Raw genomic sequence first — 24,012 nt, forward strand, 5'->3', positions numbered from 1 at the left:
CTCCGTCGTCCCCGCCTTCGTGGGGACGACGGGGTTTTAGATTGTCTGGTCGGAGGTGATGGGCCGATGGCCCTTACCCAAACCATCAATCGCTGAGCTTGGCCTCCATCGCCGCAATCTCGGACCGCAGCCACATCGTCTCGGACAGGTTCTTGCCGCCGGACGCCGCCAGCAGCGCCTCGTGTGCCGCCTTGCGCACGGTGAGCACCGCCGCATTGTCCGGCTCGGCACTGAGCGCAATATCGGTCAGATGCACGGCCTCCAGCGGAGCCCCCGCATCCAGCTTGGCCTGCGCCCGCTCCGCCAGTTTCGCCGCGCCGCCCGCCAATTCGACAAGATCGGCATCCACGCTCGAACGCGGCACGCCGTAGAGCGCGGTGGTGCCATCCTCGTAGTGAAGCCAGCCCGAATACTCGCGCCAGATCGACTTGACCGCCCAGGACGCCTTGCCGTGGAACTCACCGATCTCCAGCCCTTCCGGCCAGGCGAATTCGCGCATCAGCGTGTGGACGTCCTTGCCCGCTTTCATGCCGTCAAGCGTGTAGTCGCGCACGAAGCTCACGGCCGCGTGCATCTTGTCGAGATCCGCACGAATGCGCTCCGCACCGCGAATGGCCTCACCGTGACCGGTGACGATGATTTCGGCCCCAAGGTCGCGGATCGTCTCCAGCGACTTCAGGTAGTTCCGCACCAGACGCGGCTTGTCACCGCGCAAGGTGTTGAGGAACGGCATCGACAGCCAGACCGGGCCGAAGACATTGCCGGTGAAGGCGATCCTCTCCTTGGGCATCCATACCGTCAGCGAGTCGACCGTCTCACCCTCTGGCGTGGAGATCAACTCGAAGGTTCGGCCGCCCAGTTCGATGGTCAGCTTGCGGTCGACCAAAATGTCAGGAACCACGTTCGGCGCCGGCTTGGGTGTGCCGCCGCGCTTCAGGGTCGATCCCCAGAGCTTGCCGCTCCTCGGCCCGAAGAAGGACTGGAGGCCCATCATGTCGCCCAGCGCCTCGTTGAAGCCCGGCCCACCGACGACTTGCGTGCCGTCTTCCAGGAATTCCGGCACGCCGCCGTAGTGATCGGCATGGCTCTGGGTGAGGATGATGAAGGCCAGCGGCCCGGTGCGCGGCGGCGTCAGCAGGCGCTTGGTGCGCTCCGCATTGTCCATGAAGCCGGTGTTGACCATGACGTCGCCCTCCGACGTCGTCACGAGGTAGGCGTTCGAGATATCATTCGCCTGGAACACGAAATCGGTGATCGCGATGGCTTCCGCCTGTTCGTCGCCCGAGCGGACGAGACCGGCCAGCTTCGGTCCGGCGTCTTTCACTTCGCTCATCTCAAGCCTCCTCGATGCCGATCATGACTTTGGCGGACTGCGGCGTTGCGGCGATTTCCAGGCCCTTCATGATCTCGCTGAACGGCAGCTTGTGGCTGATCATCGCCGCGATCTTGTCCTTCAGGCGTGGCATGGCGGCGATCACTTCGGGCATCTCGGTGGGATAGCCGACCGCCGTGGTGATGGTCATCTCGCTGGTGAGCATGCGCCCGACCGGAAACTCGATGGGCCGCATATAGGCCGCCGTGATGACCAGTTTCGCATGGAACTTGGCCATCATGATCACTTCGGTCAGGATATTCGGCGCGCCCGCCGCGTCGATGAAGGCATCGGTGCCCACGCCCACGCGGCCATAGCTCGGCACTTCGCCGTGAAGCTTCGCCAGTTCCGCGCGCAGATCGATCTTGCTGGGATCGAGGGCGGCCTGCACGCCCAGCGCGCGCGCCCGCTCCAGCCGCTCTTCCGAAAGGTCGAGCGCAACCACGTCGGTCACGCCGCGATCGATCAGCCAGAGCAGCATGCCAAGGCCGATCGGCCCGCAACCGAACACCACGACCTTGTCGCCGGGCTTCACGTCCGCCCGGTTGACGCCGTGCATGGCGACGGCCAGCGGCTCGCACATGGCGGCAACGTCGTAGGAGATGCCTTCGGGGATCGGCAGGATCGAATCGCCCAGGCGCGCCTCCCGCACCAGCAATTCCTGCGTGAACGCGCCCTCCGGTCCGCCCGAACCGATGTTGCTGGGCGTCATCATCGGATTGACGATCACCGCATCGCCGACGGCAATGCCGGAGACTTCCGCGCCCACTTCCATCACTTCGCCGGCGCCTTCATGGCCCAGCGCGGTCTCCACACCCGGCGGAATGCCGCCCATCTTGATGTAGGACAGGTCCGATCCGCAGATGCCGACCGACTTCATCTTGACGACCACATCCTTCGGCCCCGCCGCCGGACGTTCGTAAGCATCGACGCGGACATCGCCGACGCCGTGGATCTTGAGCAGTTCCATAGCTTCTCTCCTCATCCGGCCGCTCAGGGGCGGACCATGTAGCCGCCGTCGATGGTCACGGTCTCACCCGTCATGAACGAGCTGGCGTCCGAACACAGATAGGCGCCGATGCCTTCGAAGTCCGCCGGATAGCCGGTGCGCTTCATCGGGATCGTCGGGGCGAAGTGCGCGGCAACTGCGTCGGCACGCGGGCCATCGCCCATCATCGGCGTCATGATCAGGCCCGGCGCGACGACGTTGGCGCGAATGCCCAACGGTGCCAGTTCGATGGCAAGGCAGCGCACCGCCGCCGCAATCGCGGCCTTCGAAGAGGCATATTCCATCTTGCCCGGCAGGCCCTGGAACAACGAGAGCGAACCGCAAGCGACCAGGCTGCCACCGCTTTCGTCACCCGCCTCGACCCGCTCCTTCATCAGCCGCGCACCTTCGCGCAGGGTGAAGAAAGCGCCGTGGAGCGCGGTGTTCTGGAATTCGTGCCAGTGCTCGGTCGGCATTTCGAACACCGAGTTATAGCGCGGCGAAGCGCCTGAATTGGCGAAAACGCAGTCCACCCGGCCGAAATCCGCCATGACCTGCTTGTAGCCTTCGACGATGTTCGCTTCCTGCGAAACGTCCACCTGATAGGCGATCACCTTGCCCGCACCGGCCGCTTCCAGTTCGGCCTTGGCCTTGGCGCTCTTCTCGGCATTGCGGGCCCAGATCGCCACGTCGCCCCCCATCTTGGCGACGCCCATGGCAAAGCCGAAGCCGATGCCGCCGTTGCCGCCGGTCACCACCGTCACCTTGCCCGTGCAGTCGAAAAGGCCCTTGGCCATCATTCTCTCCTCGATCCCGTTACCGGCCTTCCTGCCGGCACTTTCGTTGGCGCGATGTTTCCCGACAGCGGCCTTGTCCCGCAAGCGTGGGGGGAATAGAAATCAGGCCTTATCCAAGCGTCAGGGACACGAATTCGGGCCGGAGACCCGATAGAGACCTGAAGCGTCCGGGAGAATGAGAGATGCCCGCCAGCACGGCCGCCCCGCTGCCGACCATGACTGTCGACGCCGCGCTTTCCGCGCCGGGAATCCATGCCGAAATCGTCCGTTTCGACATTCCCGAACCCACCGACACCCGCCACGCGGTGGGCGCCGGATACCATGTGAACTTGTGTCTTACGCCCCGCCCGCTGCAATCGCGCGGCGGCTATCGCGAGCGTTGGGGGCCGCACCGGTTCGAGCGGCTGGGCGACGTCTTCGTGATCCCGCCGGGCGAGTCGCTCTACATCCGGGGCGGGAGCGGGCGGCAGGCATCGCTGGTCTGCACGATCGACGCATCGCTGGTGCATGAACTGCTCGGCCGCGAACTGCCGTGGGACGACGCACACCTGGCCGCCGCGCTGGATATCGGCAGCGCGCAAGTGCGCGCGCTGCTGTTCCGCATCACCGCCGAAGTGCGCCACCCCGGCCTTGCGTCACGCCGAATGCTGGAACTGCTGGGCGGCGAACTGGCCATCGAACTGGGGCGCTATGGCCTGGAGGTCTCCGAAAGGCCGATGACCGGCGGCCTGTCCGGCTGGCGCCTGCGCGTGATCGAGGAACGCCTTGCCGGGGACCTGAGTGCGCCGCCACTCAAGGAACTGGCAGACTTGTGCGGCCTTTCGGTGCGCCAGCTCACGCGCGGGTTCCGCGTCAGCCGCGCCTGCTCGATCGGCGACTATATCGAGCAGCGCCGCATGGAAGCCGCCAAGCGCCTGCTGATGGAGGGGGAGAGCGTGAAGACGATCGCCTTTTCGATGGGCTTCGCCTCGCCATCCAGCTTCACTTTCGCCTTCCGCCGCGCGGTCGGCGCCAGCCCCAGCACCTTCCGCCAGCGGCAGGGACGCGCCCTGGCCTCGACGTCGGTCGCGGCGTGAGGCTGCTGCCGGTCTTGACCCGGATTCGACATAACGGCCCGATCTGACGCGCCTGCCGCATTGCCAATCGGCCCCGCGCGCAGGCTATCTCGTATCCATGAGGCCGCCGCAGCGGCCCGCACAGAGACACGGGAAAGAGGATCACGCAATGGCCGAGCAACTTACGGCGGACCAGATCGTCGGCGACGCCCTCGTCGAACAGGCAATGAAGGACACCGGCATCGATGCCTTCGACAACGACACCTGGCGCGAGGGCTTCGACGTCTTCGTGAACGACTTCAACGCCGGAATCGCGCGCGGCCAGTACACCGAAGGCGGCATCGCCCGCGCCACCGCCGATACCCTCCACTACCTTCGCGGCCGCCTGAAAATCTCGGACTACCTGCGCCAGAACCCGGAACTGCTCACCCGCCCGGTCGAGCGTCCCGTCTTCGTGATGGGCGTGCCGCGCACCGGCACCACGCTGCTGTCCAACCTGCTCGCCGCCGATCCGGCGCGCCGTTCGCCGCTGACCTGGGAAATCGACGATCCGGTGCCGCCGGTCGCCTCGAAGGACCTGCTCACCACCGATCCGCGCGCGCAGGCTCGTCTGGCGCAGGAAAAGGCCATGCTGGAAGCCAATCCGGCCATGGGCAAGTACTATCGCGGATCGGCTGTCTACCCGAACGAATGCGTGTTCTTCATGGCGCATGACTTCAAGACGCTGATGATCGATTCCAAGGGCAAGCTGCCGGAATACAAGGAGTTCATCTTCTCCTGCGACATGACCAGCGCCTATGAGTACCACAAGAAGTTCCTTCAGCTGCTGCAGCAGAATGCCGGCGGCGTCTGGAACGTGAAGAAGCCGAGCCACGCGCTCTGGCTGGAGACGATCTTCAAGGTCTATCCCGATGCCCGCGTGCTCTGGGCCCACCGCGATCCCTTCGCCGCCACCGGCTCGCTGTGCTCCGTCATCTCGCTCAGCCACATGGCGCACATGGGCAAGCCGGACACCGCGTGGCTCAAGGAGAACTACACCTGGCAGGCAGCCGAACACGCCAACCGGATCATGGATTTCCGCGACAAGCACGGCGAGGACAAGGTGATCGACGTCCACTATGCGGACATGACCGCCGATCCCATCGGCACGATGAAGAAGGTCTACCGGCAGCTCGGCGACGAATGGACCGCCGAGGCCGAGGCCGGCATCCAGCAATGGGTGGACGACAACCCGCAGGACAAGTTCGGCAAGCACGAATACAAGCTGGCCCAGTACGGCATCGAGAAGGCCGAGCTTGATCCGCTCTTCGAACGCTATCTGTCGCGCTACGACGTGGCCCGCGAAGGCTGATCGCCCATCCGCCTACCTGAGCCCATCGCCCCCGCTTTCGCGGGCGATGGCAATTAAGGCCGGGCGCTAGAAACTTTAGGAGAGACTGATGCTCGAAGGCCGTCACTACCAGAACGCCTATGTCTGCGACAATCTGGAAGCCGGGATCGACTTGTTCCGCGGGCGCGGGCTGACCCGCGAACCGATGATCATTCCGGTGGATCAGCAAGTGCTCACCCCGCAGGGGCTGAAGCGCCAGAAGGGCCGGATCTGCTTCATCTGGATCGGCGAACTCCAGATCGAACTGATCGAAAACGAGATCGATGAAGCGGGCATCTATGCAGGCTGCCAGTCCAACGGCGGCCCGCTGCGCTTCCACCACATCTGCTTCGGCGTCGACGACTGGGCCGATTTCCGCAAGCGCGTGGACGCTCAGGAATTCCCGCTCGCCATGGAGCGGCCGGAAGGCGACGATCCGAACGCGCTGAAGTTCCTCTACCTCGATGCGCGCAAAATCCTTGGGCACTACATCGAATATACCTGGATGCCTGACGCCATGTGGCAGCAGATCAAGGCGATGTAAGACAACGGAAAAGCAGGGGCCATCGCCCCTGCACCCCAGAACCGCACGCCTTGGGCTTGCAGTCTACGTCCCGCGCTCATGTCGAGTTAGGGACCAGGAAAAGTCTGCGGCGCAGCTTTAAGCCGTTTCCAGCACCACTTCCCCATAAAGCGTGGTCCGCTGTTTCAGTGTGCGCCCCACACTCTCCGCCGCCGCGCGCAGTTCAGCGATGGTCACGCCTTGTCCGTGCGCTGCGCCCGCCGCGCGGCTGATGCTTTCGTCCATCAGCACGCCGCCGAGGTCGTTGGCCCCCGCTGCCAGCACGGCGGCCGCGCCGTCCATGCCCAGCTTCACCCACGAGCACTGGATCGAGTTGATCGCCCCGTTCAGCGCCAGGCGCGCCACCGCGTGCATCATCACCGCCTCACGCCAGGTCGGCCCCTTGCGGCACTGTCCGCGCCGGTAGAACGGCGCTTCCATGTGGACCAGCGGCAGCGGCACGAACTCCGTGATGCCGCCGGTGTCGAGTTGGAGATGGCGCAAGGCCAGCAAATGCCGCGCCCAGTGCTCGGTACCTTCGAGATGGCCGAACATCACTGTCGAAGTCGTCGGCAGGCCGACCCGGTGAGCGGTGCCGACCACGTCGAGCCATTCCTGCGTCGTCAGCTTGCCGGGACATATCTGTTCGCGAATGTCGTCGCAGAGGATCTCGGCCGCCGTGCCGGGCAGCGAGCCCAGCCCCGCGTCCTTCAGCATCGCCAGATAGTCCCGCACCGGCATGCCCAGCGTCCGCGCGCCCTGACTGACTTCGAGCGGCGAGAAGGCATGGACGTGCAGGCTGGGACAAGCCTCCTTCACCTCGCGTAGGATCGCAAGATAGGTTTCGCCGGTATAGCTCGGGTGAATGCCGCCCTGCAGGCAGACCTCGGTCGCCCCACGCTCCACCGCCTCGCGGGCGCGGCCGGCGACCTCGGACAGGTCCAGATTATACGGCTTGTCGCGGAAGCCCGCCTTGCTGCTCGTCTTGGAAAACGCGCAGAACGAGCAGGTGTGCGTGCAGATATTGGTATAGTTGATATTGCGGTTGACCACGTAAGTCACGGTATCGCCGCTGACTTCCGCCCGCAGCGCGTCCGCCGCCGCAACCACCGCTTGCGCCGCAGCACCGCGCGTCGCGAACAGCGCGACGATCTCGTCCTCGCTCAATGTCGCCCCGCTCGCCGCGCGGTCGAGGATACGGTGGAGCGAGGCCGCAACCGGGCCTTCGTGATACCGCCCCAGCGGCGCCCGCACACTGCCCGGCGCATGCTGATCGGCCAGCCCCGGGCTCCAGGCACTGTCACGCGCCAGCCCTTCGGCATCGGCGTGGCGTAGCACCGCCGGACGGATCGCCGGATCGAGCCATGATCGGTCCTCGCTCATGACGAAGCGCGGATAGACGGTCAGGCGCTCGACCAGTGGCAGGCCCTTCGCGGCGCAGATGGCGCGCAGCCGTTCCACTTCAGGCCACGGCGCTTCCGGGTTCACATGATCGAGCGTGACCGGCGAAATGCCGCCCCAATCATCGATGCCCGCGTCGATCAGCTCAACCAGGCGCTCGTCATTGAGATTGGGCGGAGCCTGCACGGAAACCCCGTCCGGCAGCAGGATGCGCGCGGCCGCGACAATGCGCAGGAAATCGGCCTCGCTCGCCTCGGGCGCTTTCGCCATCTTCGTGCCCGGCTTGGGGCAGAAGTTCTGGACGATCACTTCCTGCAAGTGGCCGTGCTCAAGATGCAGGTCGCGCAGGGCCAGCAGGGCATCGATCCGCTCGTCCGCCGTCTCGCCGATGCCGATCAGCACCCCGCTCGTCATCGGCACCTTCGCTCTGCCCGCAGCGGCCAGCGAGGCAAGACGCAGGGCCGGCTCCTTGTCGGGCGAGCCGTGGTGGCACATGCCCTTTTCCAGCAGCCGCTCCGAGGTGCTTTCCAGCATCAGCCCCGCCGACGCCGAAACCGGGCGGAGCATCCGGTAGTCGTCCTCCTCCAGCACGCCGGCATTGACGTGCGGCAGCAGGCCGGTCTCCTTCAGCACCCGATCGGCGCAGTGGCGGACGTAATCGATGGTGCGCGTGAAACCACGCTCCGCCAACCATTCGCGCGCGACGGCATAGCGGCGCTCCGGCGCATCCCCCAGCGTGAACAGCGCCTCGCGGCACCCCGCACCGGCGCCGGCGCTGGCGATTTCCAGCACCTCTTCAAGCGTCAGGTAGGGCGCCTCGAGCCGCGAGGGCGTGGTCGCGAAAGTGCAGTAGTGGCAAACGTCGGCGCAAAGGCGCGTCAGCGGAATGAAGACCTTGGGCGAATAAGTCATCCGCGCCGGGCCCTTCGCATCGCGGCGGGCTCTTGCCCGGGCGGTGACCTCCTCCAGCGGAGCGGCCAGCAACCATGCCTTCAACTGGCGGGTCTCATCCTGCATCTGCTCACCCTTCAGATGCCTGCGATGGCAAGCACCTCCTTCGCGAGCCTTTCCCGATCGGCGGCTTCGCGCATCATTGTCTTCGTCACGGTGACCCGAAGGCCCCGTGCCTGCAAGCATGAGACATCGGCCTCATCGGCCTCGTCGATCAAGAGGTGGTCGAGAAGATCGCCCCAATGATCTTGGTAGTGACAGGCAATGGCCTCGTTGCTGACGCCGTGCCCGCGCTCGGCGAGCATCTTGGCCAGCGGCCCTTTGATTGCAGCCCCTCCCACCAGCGGCGAGACCGCGATCACCGGCACCCGCAGCGCCGCCAGCGCGTCCCGCACGCCATCGAGCGCAAGAATCGGATCGACGCTGAGAAAGGGGTTGGAAGGGCAGATGATGACGGCGGCGAGGTCGTCCCGCGCCAATGTCTTCGCCAGACAGGGCGACGGCCTCGCACCCGGCACTCCCTCGAACCGCACATCAAGTACCGGATCAACACATTGATTTTCCACGAACCATCTCTGGAAATCGGTCCATCCTGCATCGGTGAGAACTTGCGTACGCACCGGATCGTCGCTCATCGGCACCACTGCATGGGCAATGCCGAGTTCCCGCGTCAGCCGCGCCGTCACCTCGGAAAGCGTCTCACCTGCGCGCAGCCGCCAGGACCGCGCGATGTGCATGCCCATGTCGCGGTCGCCAAGGTTGAACCAGCCCTCTTCACCCAATGCACGCAGCATGGCCATGGTCTGCCATGTTTCGTCCTTCACGCCCCAACCGCGCACGGCATCGTTAAGCCCGGCCAACGCATAAGTTACGGAATCCAGGTCAGGGCAGATAGTTAGACCAAGATGCTCGAAATCGTCTCCGGTGTTGACGACCAAGGTGAGATCGTCGGGCGCCATGACGGCAGCCAGTCCCGCCGCCAGTTTCGCGCCTCCGACCCCGCCGGACAGCGCGAGAATGTGCTTGCCGCTCATCGAAACATATCCTGCTCAATGGGCCGTAGCCCGCTGACCGCGCCCGGCCCGTCTTCCTCGGTTACCCAGCGTTCGCAGCCGCGCACAAGAGCAGCCGGGGTTCCTTCCGCTCCCTCTCCCATGGCCAGCGCCGCCATGACCGCAATGGAGTCGGCAACACCGATCACGGTTGCCTGCAAGGTGCGGCCATATAAGTCCTGCGCACGGCCCCGACGGTCTTCCAGTACGATCAGCCCCGCGCACCCGATCGCAGTACCGAGCGTCCCGATCCGCCAGGCCCGACCCATCGAATCCGCGATCACGACGCCAACCCTGACTTCACACGCGTTTTGAACTTCGGCCCGTAAGGCACGGGCAGAGGCGTCCGGGTCGAGCGGCCAGAGCAGCACACGGCCACTCTCCCCGCCCTCGACATTGGACGCATCGATCCCCGCGTTGGCCAGTACGTGGCCCGTCCGGTGCGCTGCGATCACGGCAGCGGGCGTGCGGCGCAGGATCCGAGAGCTTTCCTCCAGTATCGCCTGCATCATCTCCGGCTCCCGTCCGGTTGCGCCTGCAAGTTCAAGTGCTTCCTCAGAAGCGGAGAAATCCGCGAGATCGCGGGCGCGGCCCTCCACCTTGGAGACGATCTTCTGCGCGACCACCAAGATATCGCCATCGCGGAACCGGTCACCTTCGGCCGCAAGGCTCGCGCATATCGCTTGCGCAATCGACATTCCGGTAGCGAACATGGGCAATCCGGCGAGCGGTCGCACGGTCAGTTCTGGATTTCGCTTCATCGGTCTTCCCGAACGCCTTTCTAAAAACCGCCCTATCGGAAACGAAAATGCCGGGAACGACAATGACAACAACCAAGAATTCGCGGGAGAGATAATCTGATGGCAGCAATCGCGGTGATCGGCGGAACCGGAGCGCTCGGCAAGGGTATCGCGCGAAGGCTCGTCAAGGCGGGGCATCAGGTGACCATCGGCTCACGCACAGCGGACAAGGCCCGTGCGGTGGCCGAGGAACTGGGCGCGGCCGGCCATGCCGAGAACGGGGATGCCGCAAAGGGCAAGGATGTGGTGATCGTCGCCGTGCCCCACGCCTCGCAAGGTGAAACGCTGCAGCAGATCGCGGGCGTGGTGGGCAATGCCGTGGTCGTCGATACCACCGTGCCGCTGGTGCCGCCCAAGGTCATGCGCGTGCAGCTACCGGCCGAGGGCAGCGCCGCCATGCAGGCGCGCGCGCATCTGGGACCGGACGCACGGCTCGTCACCGCCTTCCATAACGTCTCCGCCCACCACCTCGACAGCGACCATGCGATCGACTGCGACGTGCTGGTCTTCTCGGACGACGTGGAGGCGCGCCAGACAGTGGTGGACCTCTGCCCCGGCATGGGCCTGCGCGGGCTTTCCGGCGGTGCTCTGGCCAATTCCGCGGCGGCGGAAGCGTTGACCTCGATCCTCATCTACATGAACAAGACCTACAAGGCCGACGGCGCCGGGATACGCTTCACCAACCTCACCGCAGCGCCGCAAGTGCCGTGAGCTGCTGGGCACTCATCCCGGTCAAGGCGCCGCGTCTGGGCAAGACCCGATTGGCCTCTGCCTTGGACCCAGAGGCGCGCGAGGCGCTGGTTTCCGGGATGCTGCGCCACGTCCTCGACACGGTGAGTGCCTGCCCTGCGATCCAGCGCGTCTGCGTGTTGGGCCCGGCCCGGCCCAATCTCGGCACCGGCATCCTGCGCTTCGACGATCCCGGCCCCGATCTCAATGGCGCGCTGGAAAGCACCATGGCCGCCATCACCGCCGCCGGGCCGGAACGCATCGTCATCCTCCCGGCCGACCTACCCTGCCTGAGCCTCGCCGACGTGGAGCGACTGGCGCGCCTTCCCGCAGGCACCGTCGGCATCGCCCCCGACCGCCATCACACCGGCACCAACGGCCTGTCCCTGCCGTTGCCTGACGGTATCTGGTTTCCCTTTTCCTTCGGCCAGAACAGTTTTCCAACCCACTGCAATCACGCCATAAATCGCGGACTTACCGTGGAGACGATCGTCTCGTGCGGGTTGGAGAAAGATATAGACCACCCCCTCGATCTCGCGGATGCTGTCCGCCTGCTAAGACGCGTGTTCAACGCCGGACCAGGCCGCCGACCACGCATGGAGCGCCGAAAACGGCCGGCATGATGGGAGAAGCGGTGTGGATGGCACGGTCATCGACCTGACAGGTAAAGTCGTGTTCGTCACCGGCGGCGGCGGCGGCATAGGGCGCTCGATTGCGCTCTGCATGGCAGACATGGGCGCGGACGTCGCCATTCTGGAAGCCATTCCCGAACGCTGCGACCAGGTGGCCGAACTGGTGGAAGCGCGCGGGCGGCGGGCGCTCTGCATCGCAGGCAATGCCATGGACGCGGATGTCGTCCAGAACGCCGTGGCAGAGGCCGCACGCGTGTTCGGCCGGCTCGACGTGCTGGCGAACAATGTCGGCGGCGTCTCGCGGCGGCCTTTCGTAGACCTCGCCGAGAAGAACTGGCGCCGGCACATCGATCTCAACCTGGTGTCCAACCTCGCCGCGACGCAGGCTGCCGTGTCGATCATGATCGAAGGCGGCAACGGCGGCTCGATCATCAATGTCACCAGTATCGAAGGCTCGCGCGCCGCGCCGGGATATGCGGTCTATGCCGCCTGCAAGGCCGGGCTGAACAACCTGACCCGCACCCTGGCCGTGGAACTTGCCCATCACGGCATCCGCGTGAATGCCATCGCGCCGGACTTCACCGAGACGCCGGGCACGCGAGGCCAGTTCGCGGGGCCGGTCGATCCGGCGCTCTGGCACCGGCCGACGCCGCAGCAGGAGGAAGCGATCCGCCGCCGCATCCCGCTGGGCCGAGCCGGAATCGACGAGGAATGCGGCCGCGTCGCGGTGTTTCTCGCCTCCGAACTCGCAAGCTACGTCACGGGCACGATCATCCCCGTCGATGGCGGCACATGGGCCTCCGGAGGCTGGGTCCGCAACGATCAGGACGACTGGGTCCTGCCCCCCGAAGCCGCATCGCGAACGAGAGAAAGCCAGCCATGACCTTCACGCTCAGCACCAGCCTGCCCTTCGATCGCATCGACAGGCCCGAGGAATACGGCACGCTCGAAGCCCTGCAGGAAATCGCGCGCACGGTGGAACGGGCCGGCTTCTACGCCGGAACGGTCACTGACCATCCGGTGCCTTCCGCGCGCTGGCTGGATGCCGGCGGACACTATGCGCAGGACCCGTTCGTCATGCTTTCGATGCTGGGCGCTGTGACGACCAGGCTGCGCCTGCAGACCAACATCCTCGTCCTGCCCTATCGCAACCCTTTCGTGGTGGCGCGGGGGGTCTCGACGCTGGATCACTTCACGCAAGGCCGCGTGATCCTGGGCCTCGGCGCAGGTTACATGAAAGCCGAGTACAAGGCGCTCGGCGTCGATTTCGATGCGCGCAACGATCTCATGGATGAGTACATCACCGCCATGAAGCTGGCCTGGACCGGCGACGAATTCACGTTCGAAGGCACGGGCTACACGGCGCTGGGCAACCGCGTCCTGCCTACCCCGGCGCAAAAGCCCAATCCGCCGCTGCTGGTCGGCGGCAATTCAAAGCGCGCCTTGCGCCGTGCTGCCGAGATGGGCGACGCCTGGCACCCCTTCTTCGTGCCCAAGTCGGTCACCGACACGGCGCGCACGGCCAATCTGGAGGGCGACGAGGACATCAGCGAAGCGATCGCCTACATGAACGCCCATGCGGAAAAGATCGGCCGCGCCGAGCCGCCTAAAGTCATCGCCTCATCGACGTATTCGATCAAGCCGGGGTGGAACGCGCAGGAAGCGCTGGACCATTTCGCGCACCTGAAATCACTCGGCATCCACGGTGCGGGCGCCTCCGTCTACGCCGAAACCCGGGCCGAGTATTGTGACCAGGCCCTGAAGTTCGGCGAAGACGTGATTGCGCGGATCGACTTCTGACGCTCAGGTCACCACGTCGGGCGCCATCCGCCCGGTGTGGCGGGCGATACCGGCGATTTCCTGCGCGGCGGCGATCTGGGCTTCCAGCATGACGCCGGTATCCGCATCGATCTGGCCGGACGCCGGCTCGTAACGCTCCAGATAGACCCGCAAGGTGGCGCCTTGTGTGCCGGTGCCTGAGAGGCGGAAGACCACGCGGCTGCCGTCCTCGAACAGCACGCGCACGCCCTGGTTCTCGCTGACCGACTGATCCACGGGGTCGGTATAGGCAAAGCTGTCCGCATGGGACACGGTGAGCGATCCGAACCTCTTGCCCGGCAAGTCCGCAAGCGCGCCCTTCAGCTCGGACATCAGGCCAGCGGCAGCCTGGCTATCGACGGCCTCGTAATCGTGGCGGGCGTAGTAGTTGCGGCCGAAGCGCGCCCAATGGGTGCGGGCGAGTTGGTCCACGCTGATGTCGCGAACGGCCAGGATGTTCAGCCAGAGCAGCACGGCCCAGAGCCCGTCCTTCTCGCGCACGTGGTCCGATCCCGTGCCCGCGCTTTCCTCGCCGCAGATCGTGACCATTCCGGCATCGAGCAGGTTGCCGAAGAATTTCCAGCCCGTTGGCGTTTCGAAGCACGGGATGCCGAGAGCTTCCGCCACGCGATCCGCGGCGCCACTGGTCGGCATCGAACGGGCAATGCCCGAGAGACGGCCGCGATAGGCCGGTGCGATTTCGATATTGGCGGCCAGCATGGCGAGCGAATCGGAAGGCGTAACGAAGCGCCCGCGCCCGATGATCAGGTTGCGATCCCCGTCCCCGTCCGACGCGGCGCCCAAGTCCGGCGCATCCGGCCCCATCATGAGGTCGTAGAGTTCCTTGGCGTGGATCAGGTTGGGGTCGGGATGATGGCCGCCGAAATCTTCCAGCGGCGTGCCGTTGACCACGGTGCCCGCAGCGAAGCCCAGCCGGTTTTCGAGGATCTCGACCGCGTAAGGACCGGTGACCGCGCTCATGGCGTCGAAGCGCATCGTGAAGCCGCTGGCGACCGCCTTTCGGATCGCGTCGAAGTCGAACAGCTCTTCCATCAGGTCGGCATAGTCGGCGACCGGGTCGATCACCTGCACCACCATATCGCCAATCGTGACTTCGCCCGGCGTGTCGAGATCGATGTCCGGCGTGTCGACGGTCAGCCAGAGGCTGATTTCCTTGGTCCGCGCCAGGATCGCGTCCGTCACGCCCTCCGGTGCAGGACCGCCATTGGCGATGTTGTACTTGATGCCGAAGTCCTCATCCGGGCCGCCGGGGTTGTGGCTGGCCGAGAGGATCAGGCCGCCGCTGGCGCCGTATTGGCGGATCACGTTGCTGGCGGCTGGCGTGGAAAGAATGCCGCCCTGCCCTACCAGTACGCGGGCATAGCCATTGGCCGCGGCCATGCGGATCGCCTGCTGGATCACCGCGCGGTTGTGGAAGCGGCCGTCACCGCCGATCACCAGCGCCGCTTCGGCCGAAGCAGCGCCAGACTGCGGCTTCACCACGTCGAACACCGACTGGATGAAGTTCTCGGCATAGTTCGGCTGCTGGAACACGCGCACTTTCTTGCGCAGGCCGGACGTTCCTGGCGCCTGTCCCTCGAAAGGCGTGGTCGGTACGGTGACGATGTCGGTCAAACCCAATCTCCATGCAGGCGTGCGGCGCGAATGCGCGTGTCGGTATAGATAGCCCCTAAGACAATCCGGTTGCACGTCCCTTAAGGCAAATCGCCATCTAAATCAGACCGTTGTCACTCATACTGAAGATACCCCCCCGCGCGACGACGAAATGGTCGTCCAGGCTGAATTCCAGAGCCCCCATCACCTGCCGGAAAGTCCGGGTGGACTGGACGTCGTCGGCGCTGGGCGTGGGATCGCCGGAGGGGTGGTTGTGCGCCATCACCAAGCGGCGGGCGTCGAGGTCGAAAGCCCGGCGAACCGTCCGCCGCAGGGGCAGTTCGCAGGTGGATTGGCGCGTGCCGACGTGGAAGTCCTCCGCGATGAACAGGCCTTCATGGGTGAAGAACAGCACCATCACGCATTCCTCGCGGCGGCCGAGCAGCCTTTTGGCGAGATACTGGCGGAAAGCCGGGCTGCCCGTCTTCATCGGTTCGCCCAGCAGGGTCTCCCGCCCGGCAACGGCTGCAAGGTCTCGCGCCGCGACGATCACTGCCGCGATGGCGCGGCTGTTGATGCCCGATTCGTCGATTTCGTCCGCCAGCGCCTGGGCCGAAGCGGTGTAGATCGTGCTCAGCGAGCCAAAGCGCCGAATCAGACGGCGGGCAACGACCTCGCTCCCCGCGCCGACGACGGGGCGGAGTATCTGCGCCAGGACGGATAATTGCCCCGTCGCTTCTGCCGCCGCATGTGACACGCCAGGCCCAGGGCCATCGCCAGCAGCTGCACGTAAGATGGTATGATCGACATCACCTGATAGGCCGTCGTCTGGATTTCGACGAGACCCAGCCGATAGAAATGGCTCGAAAAGGCGATGATCTGCGCCCCACCTATCCATAAAGGGTAGAACCTGTTGGCATGGAGCGCGACGTAGCCGATGCCGAGCAGGCTCGACGTGTCGATCGCCAGATGGACGACATCCACCCCGTGGTACACCAGCAGGTCCGTGCCGCGGCCGAGATGATAGATCCGGTCCACCACGACCATGCCGAGCATGATCCCGGCAAGGACGCGCTCAGGTGCATCGCCGCGCCGCCAGGCCAAGAGGAAGAGTATGAGGTAGAGCCCATATTGAACGTAGGCCCGCGCGCCCCAGGTCAGCATGCAAGCCCCCCATGGCCATGCCGCCCGAAACGCGCGGAACCCGCGATCGTACCTGGGTCGCTTAGGCCGATCGCAACATGGCGGCGTCGTCCACCAGCTGGGCGCGATCCGGGCAGGCTTCCGGCTCGTCGGCAATCGCATTGATGTCGCGGCCGATGCCCAGGAGTTCCTGGTGGACGCGGATCATGTCGTTCTGGCTTTCGAGCAAAGTGCGCTGGGTCTTGGCCAGGCGCATCAGCGCGGTCTGGCCGGTGAACGTGGCGATGCCATCTGCCTGGCGTGCCAGCAGCATCGATTCCATCAGACGCGCCGAAGCGAGCAGAGCCGAATCGAGCGAAAGTTCGGCCTCGGGAAGCTGGCGCGCGATCCGGGCGGTAGCAGCGGAAATCGTGATCGACATAGTGACCCCCATCCAGCGGCATCGGCCCGTCCGATGCGCGTGTCTCAATCGTGGCAGGAGGTTGGGTCAAAGCAGGCTGCTCAGCTTGGTGGCCAGGTCCAGACCGAACACCGCGACGAGGAGCAATCCCCCGGCGATGGCGATCATGGCGGCCGTGCGGCTGAGACCCGCGTTCGCTCCATCGAGCACCTCCGGAACGACCCGGGAGAAATTCTCTTCCTGCCAGGGCGCCGTCACCTTGAATGTGGCGCCGTCGGCAAGCGTGAGCCTTTCGACCAGTTCGTCCCTGCCCCGATCCTCATCGAAGAGGGAAACGGTCGGAACCTGAGGATTCTTCTCTGGTAGCGGATTACAGGCTGCTGCCAGGTCCGGCTGAATCTGTTCCGGTTGAGCCTGGTCCTGTTGGAACTGCCTGTAAGCACGGGCGAGCTCGGCACGCGGCGGCGATCCGGTGCGGCTGCGAACGCCTTCGATCCGCTGGTTCACGGCGCTTTCGGAAATGCCCAATTCCCAGGCAATTTCCTTGCTGGTGCGGTTTTCGGCGACGAAGCCCAACACCTCGTGCTGTTTCGAAGTCAGACTGGGAAATATCGCAAGAATGCGTTGAAACTGCGTCATGTCGCCGCCAGCGTCCATTCGCTCAAGTTCCATAACGCTACCGAACCACCCTCGTTCCGTCGTGCCTCATCCGCGCCACCGTTGCCACGCAGTTATAGGTTGTCTGTAAACGTACTATCAACCCGTTACAGGCGCCAATTTAACCACAATGGACTCATCGCCGGGCCACTATGACCAAGGCATTTCGTTGGAATCGATTGCTGAAGACATCGAATCGCGCCGTCAGCCATCCCCGAGCTAAGTCGGGAACCTTAACCAACCTTGCTCAGGCAACGAGTCGCAACCGATTTCAGCGAATTCCAAGGGGAATTGGATCGGAAATGAACTGATTTACCCCGCATCCGGTCAAGAACGGGCGCGAACCAGGGCGCGAGCATCCGGCCACCCCGCACCGACATCTCGGCGCGGACGGACAAGCGTTTCAATGATGGAGGCGGCGGCGGTCATTCGAACCGCCGCCGGGTCGGGCGGGACTTATTCCTCGCCCATGCGCAGTGCGGCGATGAAGGCTTCCTGCGGGATCTGCACGTTGCCGTACTCGCGCATGCGCTTCTTGCCTTCCTTCTGCTTTTCCAGGAGCTTCTTCTTACGGGTGATGTCGCCGCCGTAGCACTTGGCGGTCACGTCCTTGCGCATCGCGGAAATCGTCTCGCGCGCGATCACCTTGGCGCCGATGGCGGCCTGGATCGGGATCTTGAACATGTGCCGGGGGATCAGTTCCTTCAGGCGTTCCACCAGCGCTCGGCCGCGCGGTTCGGCCTGGCTGCGGTGGACCACCATCGACAGCGCATCGACCGGCTCGTTGTTCACGAGGATGTTCATCATCACGAGGTCACCCTCCTGAAGCCCGATCTGCTCGTAGTCGAAGCTGGCATAGCCGCGGCTGATCGACTTCAGGCGGTCGTAGAAGTCGAACACCACTTCGTTCAGCGGCAGCTCGTAGGTCACCTGGGCGCGGCCGCCCACGTAAGTCAGGTCCTTCTGGATACCGCGACGGTCCTGACAGAGCTTCAGGATCGAGCCGAGGTATTCGTCCGGCGTGTAGATCACCGCCTTGATCCACGGCTCTTCCATGAAGTCGATCTTCACGGGATCGGGCATGTCGGCCGGGTTGTGCAGTTCCTTCACGGTGCCGTCGGTCATCGTCAGGCGATAGACCACGGACGGCGCGGTGGTGATGAGATCGAGGTCGTACTCGCGGCTCAGGCGCTCCTGGATGATTTCCAGATGCAGCAGACCCAGGAAGCCGCAGCGGAAGCCGAAGCCCAGCGCCGCGCTCGATTCCATCTCGAAGCTGAAGGAGGCGTCGTTCAGGCGCAGCTTGCCAATCGATTCGCGCAGCTTCTCGAAGTCGTTGGCGTCGACCGGGAACAGGCCGCAGAACACCACGGACTGCACTTCCTTGTAGCCCGGCAGGGCCTGCGTCGCGCCGCCCTTCACCGTGGTGATGGTGTCGCCGACCTTGGCCTGCTCCACTTCCTTGATCTGCGCGGTGATGAAGCCGATCTCGCCCGGACCGAGTTCCGGCAGGTCGATGCGCTTGGGCGTGAAGCAGCCCACGCGGTCCACCAGGTGATCGGTGCCGCCCTGCATGAACTTGACGTTCAAGCCCTTCTTGATGACGCCGTCGATCACGCGCACCAGAATGACGACGCCCAGGTACGGATCGTACCAGGAATCGACCAGCATGGCCTTCAGCGGCGCGGTACGGTCGCCCTTCGGCGCAGGTATCTTGGCGACGACGGCTTCGAGGATCTCGTCGATGCCGATGCCCGACTTGGCGGAGGCCAGCACGGCTTCGGAAGCGTCGATGCCGATCACTTCCTCGATTTCGTGGCGCACCTTTTCGGGTTCGGCGGCAGGCAGGTCGATCTTGTTGATGACCGGGACGATCTCGTGGTCGTGCTCGATTGACTGATAGACATTGGCCAGGGTCTGCGCTTCCACGCCCTGCGCGGCGTCCACCACCAGCAGCGCGCCTTCGCAGGCGGCCAGGCTGCGGCTGACTTCATAAGCGAAGTCGACGTGGCCCGGCGTGTCCATCAGGTTCAGCTCATAAGTGAGCCCGTCGGACGCGGTGTAGTTCAGGCGCACGGTCTGCGCCTTGATGGTGATGCCGCGTTCCTTCTCGATGTCCATGTTGTCGAGCACCTGGGCGCTCATCTCACGGTCGGAGAGGCCACCGGTGCGCTGGATCAGACGGTCGGCAAGCGTCGACTTGCCGTGGTCGATATGGGCAATGATCGAGAAATTTCGGATCTGGGCGAGTTCGGTCATGGAAGCGCCGTTAGCAGCGCTTGGATCGTTTGAAAATGCGGTGATCGCGCATTTTCGGGTAGGGCGTCAGCCGGCCTTGCGCAGCAATCCCGCATCGCCGCCTTCCGGAGCCGATTCCGGACCGGCGCGGGCCGGCGTGAACTGCACCCCGCCGGTGGCATCGAGTTCGAGCGGGCGGACGAATTCCACGCCCATGCGATCCTCCCGGCACCAGCGCGCGGTGGCCAGAACGACATTGTCGTCGGCGAGATGAATGCCGAACTGGGTCTCCGCGGGCACGTTCCACAAGCCCTCGACCATGGCGCCGGTGCTGGAGATGTTGCGGATCGTGGCGTGATAGATGTGCCCGCCGTGCTCCAGCACGACCTTGCGCAGCATGGTCTGGCGAGGTGCGCGGGCCGAGCGCGGGCCCACGGCCACCGCGATCAACCCCCGCTCCAGCCGCGCCACGACTTCGGCGGAAGTCAGCGACTTTTCATAGATATAGCCTTGGACATGGCTGCATCCGAGCAGGCGTACCAGATCGAGTTCGTCGAGCGTCTCCACTCCTTCCGCCGTCGTTTCCATGCCCAGCGCCTCGGCGAGGCTGACGATGGAGGAAATGATCGCGCCGTTGCGGCTGCCCTCGATGGTGGCGCCGCGCACGAAACTCTGGTCGATCTTGATCTTGTCGAACGGCGCCTTCTTCAGATAGCCGAGCGAGGAGTAGCCGGTTCCGAAATCGTCGAGCGCCAGGCGTACGCCGACATCCTTGAGGGCGCTGAACATCGCCTCGGTGGAGATATCCTCGCCCAGAAACACGCTTTCCGTGATTTCCAGTTCGAGGCGGCCGGGATCGATGCCCGAATCGGCGATCGCGCGCGCGACGATCGCCGGCAGTTCGGTATTGGCGAACTGGAGCGGCGAGACGTTCACGGCCACGCGCACCGCGTGCGGCCAGCCGGCCAGATCGCTGCAGGCCTTTCGCAGTGCCCATTCGCCGATTTCCGCCACCAGGCCGGTTTCCTCGGCCACGGGCACGAATTTGGCGGGCGAGAGATAGCCGTGCTTGGGATGCTTCCAGCGCAGCAGCGCCTCGAATCCGGTGATCTTCTCGGTCGTGGTGTGCACTTGCGGCTGGTAGTGCAGCTCCAGCGCGCCCGCGTCGATGGCGTCGCGCAAGTCCTGTTCAAGCTGCTGGCGCTCGCGGGCGTCGGAATGAAGATCGTCGTCGTAGAAATGATGGCGCCCGCGGCCACCACCCTTGGCGGCATAGAGCGCGAGGTCGGCATTGCGGATCAGCGTTTCGACCGTGGTACCGTCTTCGGGGCACATGGCGATGCCCAGGGAAGCACCGATGATGACGCGGGTGCCGTCGATCGAATAGGGCTGCGAGAGATTCTCGATGATCCGGCGGGCGAGATGGCCAAGCCCCTCGTGCTGGTGATAGCCGGGCAGGATGACCTGGAACTCGTCGCCGCCCAGCCGTCCGACCCGGCCCATGTTCGCCACGGTCACGCGCAGGCGCTCTGCCACTTGCTTGAGCAGGGCGTCGCCGGCCGGATGCCCCATCGTATCGTTGACCTGCTTGAAGCGGTCGAGATCCAGCAGGAACACCGCGCAGGCGCGGTTCTCGATGCGGGGCGAGTTGATGACCTTTTCCAGCCATTCCGACATCTGGAACCGGTTGGCCAGCTTGGTCAGCGAATCGAAGCGCGCCAGTTGGGTGACGTGCTGCTGCGACTTGCGCGTTTCGGTGAGGTCTATGCCCGAGCCGCGGAACCCCAGGAAATTGTGGAACTGGTCGAGCACCGGGCGACCGTTGATCGACCACCAGCGCTCGTCCTTCTCGTTCGTCGCCGCCCGCACCGTCACGTCCTGGAAGGACGAGCGGGTCGAGAGGTGGAACGCCAGCGTCCGCTCGCTGTCATGGTCTTCCGCGCGCAGGCGGAACAGGCTCAGAAAGGGTCGTCCGTAAAGCTGGATCTGTTCGGTATCGAGCAGTTCGGCAATGCGCGGCGAGACGTAGGCGATGCAGCCCCGGCGGTCGGTTTCCCAGAACCAGCCCTGCCCGGTATCCTCATATTCGCGCAGGAGTTCCTCGGCACGGTGCCGTTCGCGTTCCTGCTCCGCCCGGTGCGCCGATTCCTCGGCGCCGAGCCGCGCCTGGCGCATCGCCACGACAAGGCCGATGCCCAGGCCCGCGCCCAGCATGCCCAGGGTCGCGGTGGAAGCGGAATGCGCCGCAGCGCCGGCCCAGAGACCGACGGTGGCGGCCACGATCGAGGTCAGGCGGCGGTCGAGCAGCACGGTGGCGAGCAGAACCAGAATGCCATAGCCCTTGACGGTCAGCCGCCAGTCGAGCGCGGCGGTATCCTGAGTCCATTGCGCCGCGGCGACGCCGAAGAGCAGCATGGGCATGGCCACCGCCAGCAACATCAGCGGATAGCGTTTCCAGCTGCGATGATGGAACCTGTTCTCCACGGTCGCCAGCAGCGGCGCGCCAAGACAGAGCAGCATGGCCGCAAAGGACAGCGCCAGGGGCAGCCGGCCCGGCGCGCTGTGCGAGACGACGCCCAGCCCCACCATGATGCAGACCATGGCCGGCGCCATGAGTTCCCAGCGCCGGGCTATGAAGAAATGAAGGGGATCGCTGCTCGGTCCGCGCGGGCGCAAAAAGGCGAAATTCGGAATGCCGGGCCGGTTCTGGGCCTCGGGACGAGTCGCAGGGGCATGCGGGTTCTGCGCGTCTTCACGCGGTGCCCCCGGCAGCTTGTTGAATCCCTTCCTCGCCATCGCATCGGCTATTGCCGCGCGGCCATTGCGAAAGTGTTAAGTCCCGACAACCAAACCCATTGTCGACCGGATATGGCACATCTCGCCAGATCTGCCGGATTTCGCTTGCCGCCGGTCCGCAGCCGTGTTTGCTTCTTTGCTGGCGGGCGCATTTGCCCAGGTTCCGCCCGCTTGGGAGAAAAATCCATGCGACACATCGCCATCGTCGGATCGGGACCGGCCGGATACTACACGGCCGAGGCAGCGCTCAAGCAATGGAAAGACGGCGTCCGGGTCGACATCTTCGATTCCTCGCCCGTCCCCTTCGGCCTGATCCGTACCGGCGTTGCCCCCGATCACCAGTCGATCAAGAGCGTGGCCCGCCGCTACGAAACCACCGCCCTCAGCGAGAACGTGCGCTTCGTCGGCAATGTCATGGTGGGCCGGGACATCTCGATCGACGAACTGCGCGGCCTCTACGACGCCGTCGTCCTCGCCACGGGCGCGCCGAACGACCGCAGGCTGGACCTTCCGGGAGAAGACCTGCCCAATGTCTTCGGCAGCGCCTCCTTCGTCGGCTGGTATAACGGGCATCCGCAATTCGCGGAGCTGCATCCCGATTTCGCGCATGACACGGCCGTGGTCGTGGGCAACGGCAATGTCGCGCTCGACGTGGCGCGGATCCTTGCCAAGTCCGGCGCCGAATTCGAAGGGAGCGACATCGTCGCCCATGCTCTCACCGCCCTCGAAGCCTCGCGGATCAGGCGCATCGTCATTCTCGGGCGGCGCGGACCGCACCAGGTGACGATGACGCCGAAGGAGCTGGGCGAACTGGCGAAGCTCTCGCGCGCCTGCCCCCGCGTCGATCCCGCCGACCTGCCGCCCCTGGCGGAAGACGCGGCGCTCGATCCGGGCATGCGCAAGACCATGGGCCACTTGCGCAGCTTCGCGATGGCGGGCGGCAGCGCGAACGACAACGGCACCGGCATGGCCGACGACGCGCCCTGCCCGGACCGCGACGTGCGAATCGAGTTCGATTTCTTCGCCGCGCCCCGCGCCATACTCGGCACCGACCGGGTGGAAGGCGTGGAGGTGGAACGCACGCGGCTGGTTGACGGCAAGCCAATGGGAACGGGCGAGACTTATCATGTGCCGGCCGGAATCGTCGTGGCCTGCATCGGCTATCAGACCTCCCGCATTCCCGACGTGCCCTACGACGAGCAGGGTGGCCGCTTTGCCAATGTCGATGGGCGGATCATGCCCGGCCTCTACTGCGTCGGCTGGGCGCGGCGTGGACCGACCGGCACGATCGGCACCAACCGCCCCGATGGTTTCGCCATCGTGGAGAAGATCGACGCCGATGTCGGCGCCCTGGGCGAAGCCGGCAGCGGCAAGGCCGGACGTCCCGGTTTCGACGCCCTCGCCGCCGAGCGAGGGATCGATTACGTGAAGTTCACCGAGTGGCAGAAGATCGACGAGGCCGAAGTCGCCAATGCCCGCCAGGGCGCCCCGCGCGAGAAGTTCACCGAAGTGGACCGCATGATCGCCAAGGCCCACCCCTCGATCCAGGAAAGCTGAGAGCAGGCTGCCGCTCCGGGCCCAGGGCAGCCCGGACGGCGGCGGTGACAGCGGCGGTTACGGCGCCAACAAAAAAGGCCG

Annotated in this window: 21 protein-coding genes; 8 read left to right on the forward strand and 13 right to left on the reverse strand. The window is 65.2% G+C overall.

The window, feature by feature from the left end; all coding sequences use genetic code 11:
• Positions 1-85: 85 nt before the first annotated feature.
• Genes AC1VV3_RS03775 through AC1VV3_RS03785 form a run of 3 tightly spaced genes read right to left on the reverse strand, consistent with a single transcriptional unit; the run spans position 86 to position 3,157 of the window.
• Positions 86-1,333 carry an MBL fold metallo-hydrolase gene (locus AC1VV3_RS03775; RefSeq protein ID WP_431566840.1) on the reverse strand — a complete coding sequence of 416 codons (1,248 nt, stop codon included), beginning with the start codon at positions 1,331-1,333 and terminating at the stop codon, positions 86-88.
• Between the two features lies 1 nt (position 1,334).
• Positions 1,335-2,342, reverse strand: coding sequence for a zinc-dependent alcohol dehydrogenase (locus tag AC1VV3_RS03780; protein WP_132263187.1), 1,008 nt, complete (start codon positions 2,340-2,342; stop codon positions 1,335-1,337).
• Positions 2,343-2,365: 23 nt separating this feature from the next.
• On the reverse strand, positions 2,366-3,157 hold the full coding sequence (locus tag AC1VV3_RS03785; protein ID WP_134093057.1) for an SDR family NAD(P)-dependent oxidoreductase: 792 nt from the start codon (positions 3,155-3,157) through the stop codon (positions 2,366-2,368).
• Positions 3,158-3,339: 182 nt separating this feature from the next.
• Here AC1VV3_RS03785 and AC1VV3_RS03790 point away from each other — a divergent pair, with 182 nt between their 5' ends.
• From AC1VV3_RS03790 to AC1VV3_RS03800, 3 genes are all read left to right on the forward strand, one after another.
• Positions 3,340-4,233 (forward strand): helix-turn-helix transcriptional regulator, encoded by an 894-nt coding sequence (locus AC1VV3_RS03790; protein WP_431566841.1) that lies wholly within the window; start codon positions 3,340-3,342, stop codon positions 4,231-4,233.
• Between the two features lie 148 nt (positions 4,234-4,381).
• The gene (locus tag AC1VV3_RS03795; protein WP_431566842.1) at positions 4,382-5,563 is read left to right on the forward strand and encodes a sulfotransferase family protein; all 1,182 of its coding nucleotides are present in this window, start codon (positions 4,382-4,384) and stop codon (positions 5,561-5,563) included.
• Positions 5,564-5,651: 88 nt separating this feature from the next.
• A complete protein-coding gene (locus AC1VV3_RS03800; protein ID WP_431566843.1) occupies positions 5,652-6,125 on the forward strand; it encodes a VOC family protein in 474 nt (157 codons plus the stop codon).
• Positions 6,126-6,242: 117 nt separating this feature from the next.
• Here AC1VV3_RS03800 and cofH read toward each other — a convergent pair whose 3' ends face one another.
• From cofH to cofE, 3 genes are read right to left on the reverse strand one after another with little or no spacing between them, the layout of a single operon-like run.
• Positions 6,243-8,561 carry a 5-amino-6-(D-ribitylamino)uracil--L-tyrosine 4-hydroxyphenyl transferase CofH gene (gene cofH / locus AC1VV3_RS03805; RefSeq protein ID WP_431566844.1) on the reverse strand — a complete coding sequence of 773 codons (2,319 nt, stop codon included), beginning with the start codon at positions 8,559-8,561 and terminating at the stop codon, positions 6,243-6,245.
• Positions 8,562-8,572: 11 nt separating this feature from the next.
• Positions 8,573-9,529, reverse strand: a complete 957-nt coding sequence (gene cofD, locus AC1VV3_RS03810; protein ID WP_431566845.1) for a 2-phospho-L-lactate transferase — start codon at positions 9,527-9,529, stop codon at positions 8,573-8,575.
• Positions 9,526-10,308 carry a coenzyme F420-0:L-glutamate ligase gene (cofE, locus tag AC1VV3_RS03815; protein ID WP_465128109.1) on the reverse strand — a complete coding sequence of 261 codons (783 nt, stop codon included), beginning with the start codon at positions 10,306-10,308 and terminating at the stop codon, positions 9,526-9,528. Before cofE ends, cofD begins: the two co-directional genes overlap by 4 nt.
• Before the next feature lie 99 nt (positions 10,309-10,407).
• Here cofE and npdG point away from each other — a divergent pair, with 99 nt between their 5' ends.
• Genes npdG through AC1VV3_RS03835 form a run of 4 tightly spaced genes read left to right on the forward strand, consistent with a single transcriptional unit; the run spans position 10,408 to position 13,508 of the window.
• Positions 10,408-11,058, forward strand: a complete 651-nt coding sequence (npdG, locus tag AC1VV3_RS03820; RefSeq protein WP_431566847.1) for an NADPH-dependent F420 reductase — start codon at positions 10,408-10,410, stop codon at positions 11,056-11,058.
• Positions 11,055-11,699, forward strand: a complete 645-nt coding sequence (gene cofC / locus AC1VV3_RS03825) for a 2-phospho-L-lactate guanylyltransferase (protein WP_132263201.1) — start codon at positions 11,055-11,057, stop codon at positions 11,697-11,699. Before npdG ends, cofC begins: the two co-directional genes overlap by 4 nt.
• A gap of 13 nt (positions 11,700-11,712) precedes the next feature.
• Positions 11,713-12,591 carry an SDR family NAD(P)-dependent oxidoreductase gene (locus tag AC1VV3_RS03830; RefSeq protein WP_431566848.1) on the forward strand — a complete coding sequence of 293 codons (879 nt, stop codon included), beginning with the start codon at positions 11,713-11,715 and terminating at the stop codon, positions 12,589-12,591.
• Positions 12,588-13,508: an LLM class F420-dependent oxidoreductase gene (locus AC1VV3_RS03835; RefSeq protein ID WP_431566849.1), complete on the forward strand. Its 921-nt coding sequence runs from the start codon at positions 12,588-12,590 to the stop codon at positions 13,506-13,508. The genes AC1VV3_RS03830 and AC1VV3_RS03835 overlap by 4 nt, the downstream gene beginning before the upstream one ends.
• Before the next feature lie 3 nt (positions 13,509-13,511).
• Here AC1VV3_RS03835 and AC1VV3_RS03840 read toward each other — a convergent pair whose 3' ends face one another.
• From AC1VV3_RS03840 to AC1VV3_RS03870, 7 genes are all read right to left on the reverse strand, one after another.
• Positions 13,512-15,161, reverse strand: a complete 1,650-nt coding sequence (locus tag AC1VV3_RS03840; RefSeq protein ID WP_431566850.1) for an alpha-D-glucose phosphate-specific phosphoglucomutase — start codon at positions 15,159-15,161, stop codon at positions 13,512-13,514.
• A 97-nt stretch (positions 15,162-15,258) separates the two neighbouring features.
• The gene (locus tag AC1VV3_RS03845) at positions 15,259-15,897 is read right to left on the reverse strand and encodes a JAB domain-containing protein (RefSeq protein ID WP_431566851.1); all 639 of its coding nucleotides are present in this window, start codon (positions 15,895-15,897) and stop codon (positions 15,259-15,261) included.
• Positions 15,795-16,304 (reverse strand): hypothetical protein, encoded by a 510-nt coding sequence (locus tag AC1VV3_RS03850; RefSeq protein ID WP_134093068.1) that lies wholly within the window; start codon positions 16,302-16,304, stop codon positions 15,795-15,797. The genes AC1VV3_RS03845 and AC1VV3_RS03850 overlap by 103 nt, the downstream gene beginning before the upstream one ends.
• 61 nt (positions 16,305-16,365) lie before the next feature.
• Positions 16,366-16,716, reverse strand: coding sequence for a hypothetical protein (locus AC1VV3_RS03855; RefSeq protein ID WP_243840850.1), 351 nt, complete (start codon positions 16,714-16,716; stop codon positions 16,366-16,368).
• A 54-nt stretch (positions 16,717-16,770) separates the two neighbouring features.
• Positions 16,771-17,322 (reverse strand): helix-turn-helix transcriptional regulator, encoded by a 552-nt coding sequence (locus AC1VV3_RS03860; protein WP_482961957.1) that lies wholly within the window; start codon positions 17,320-17,322, stop codon positions 16,771-16,773.
• Between the two features lie 474 nt (positions 17,323-17,796).
• Entirely contained in the window at positions 17,797-19,599 is a 1,803-nt protein-coding gene (lepA, locus tag AC1VV3_RS03865; RefSeq protein WP_132263211.1) for a translation elongation factor 4, read from the reverse strand.
• A 66-nt stretch (positions 19,600-19,665) separates the two neighbouring features.
• Positions 19,666-22,374: an EAL domain-containing protein gene (locus AC1VV3_RS03870; RefSeq protein ID WP_431566853.1), complete on the reverse strand. Its 2,709-nt coding sequence runs from the start codon at positions 22,372-22,374 to the stop codon at positions 19,666-19,668.
• Between the two features lie 186 nt (positions 22,375-22,560).
• Here AC1VV3_RS03870 and AC1VV3_RS03875 point away from each other — a divergent pair, with 186 nt between their 5' ends.
• Positions 22,561-23,931 carry an FAD-dependent oxidoreductase gene (locus AC1VV3_RS03875; RefSeq protein WP_482961958.1) on the forward strand — a complete coding sequence of 457 codons (1,371 nt, stop codon included), beginning with the start codon at positions 22,561-22,563 and terminating at the stop codon, positions 23,929-23,931.
• Positions 23,932-24,012: the final 81 nt, after the last annotated feature.

The organism is Novosphingobium sp. BL-S-34 (genome assembly GCF_056857015.1).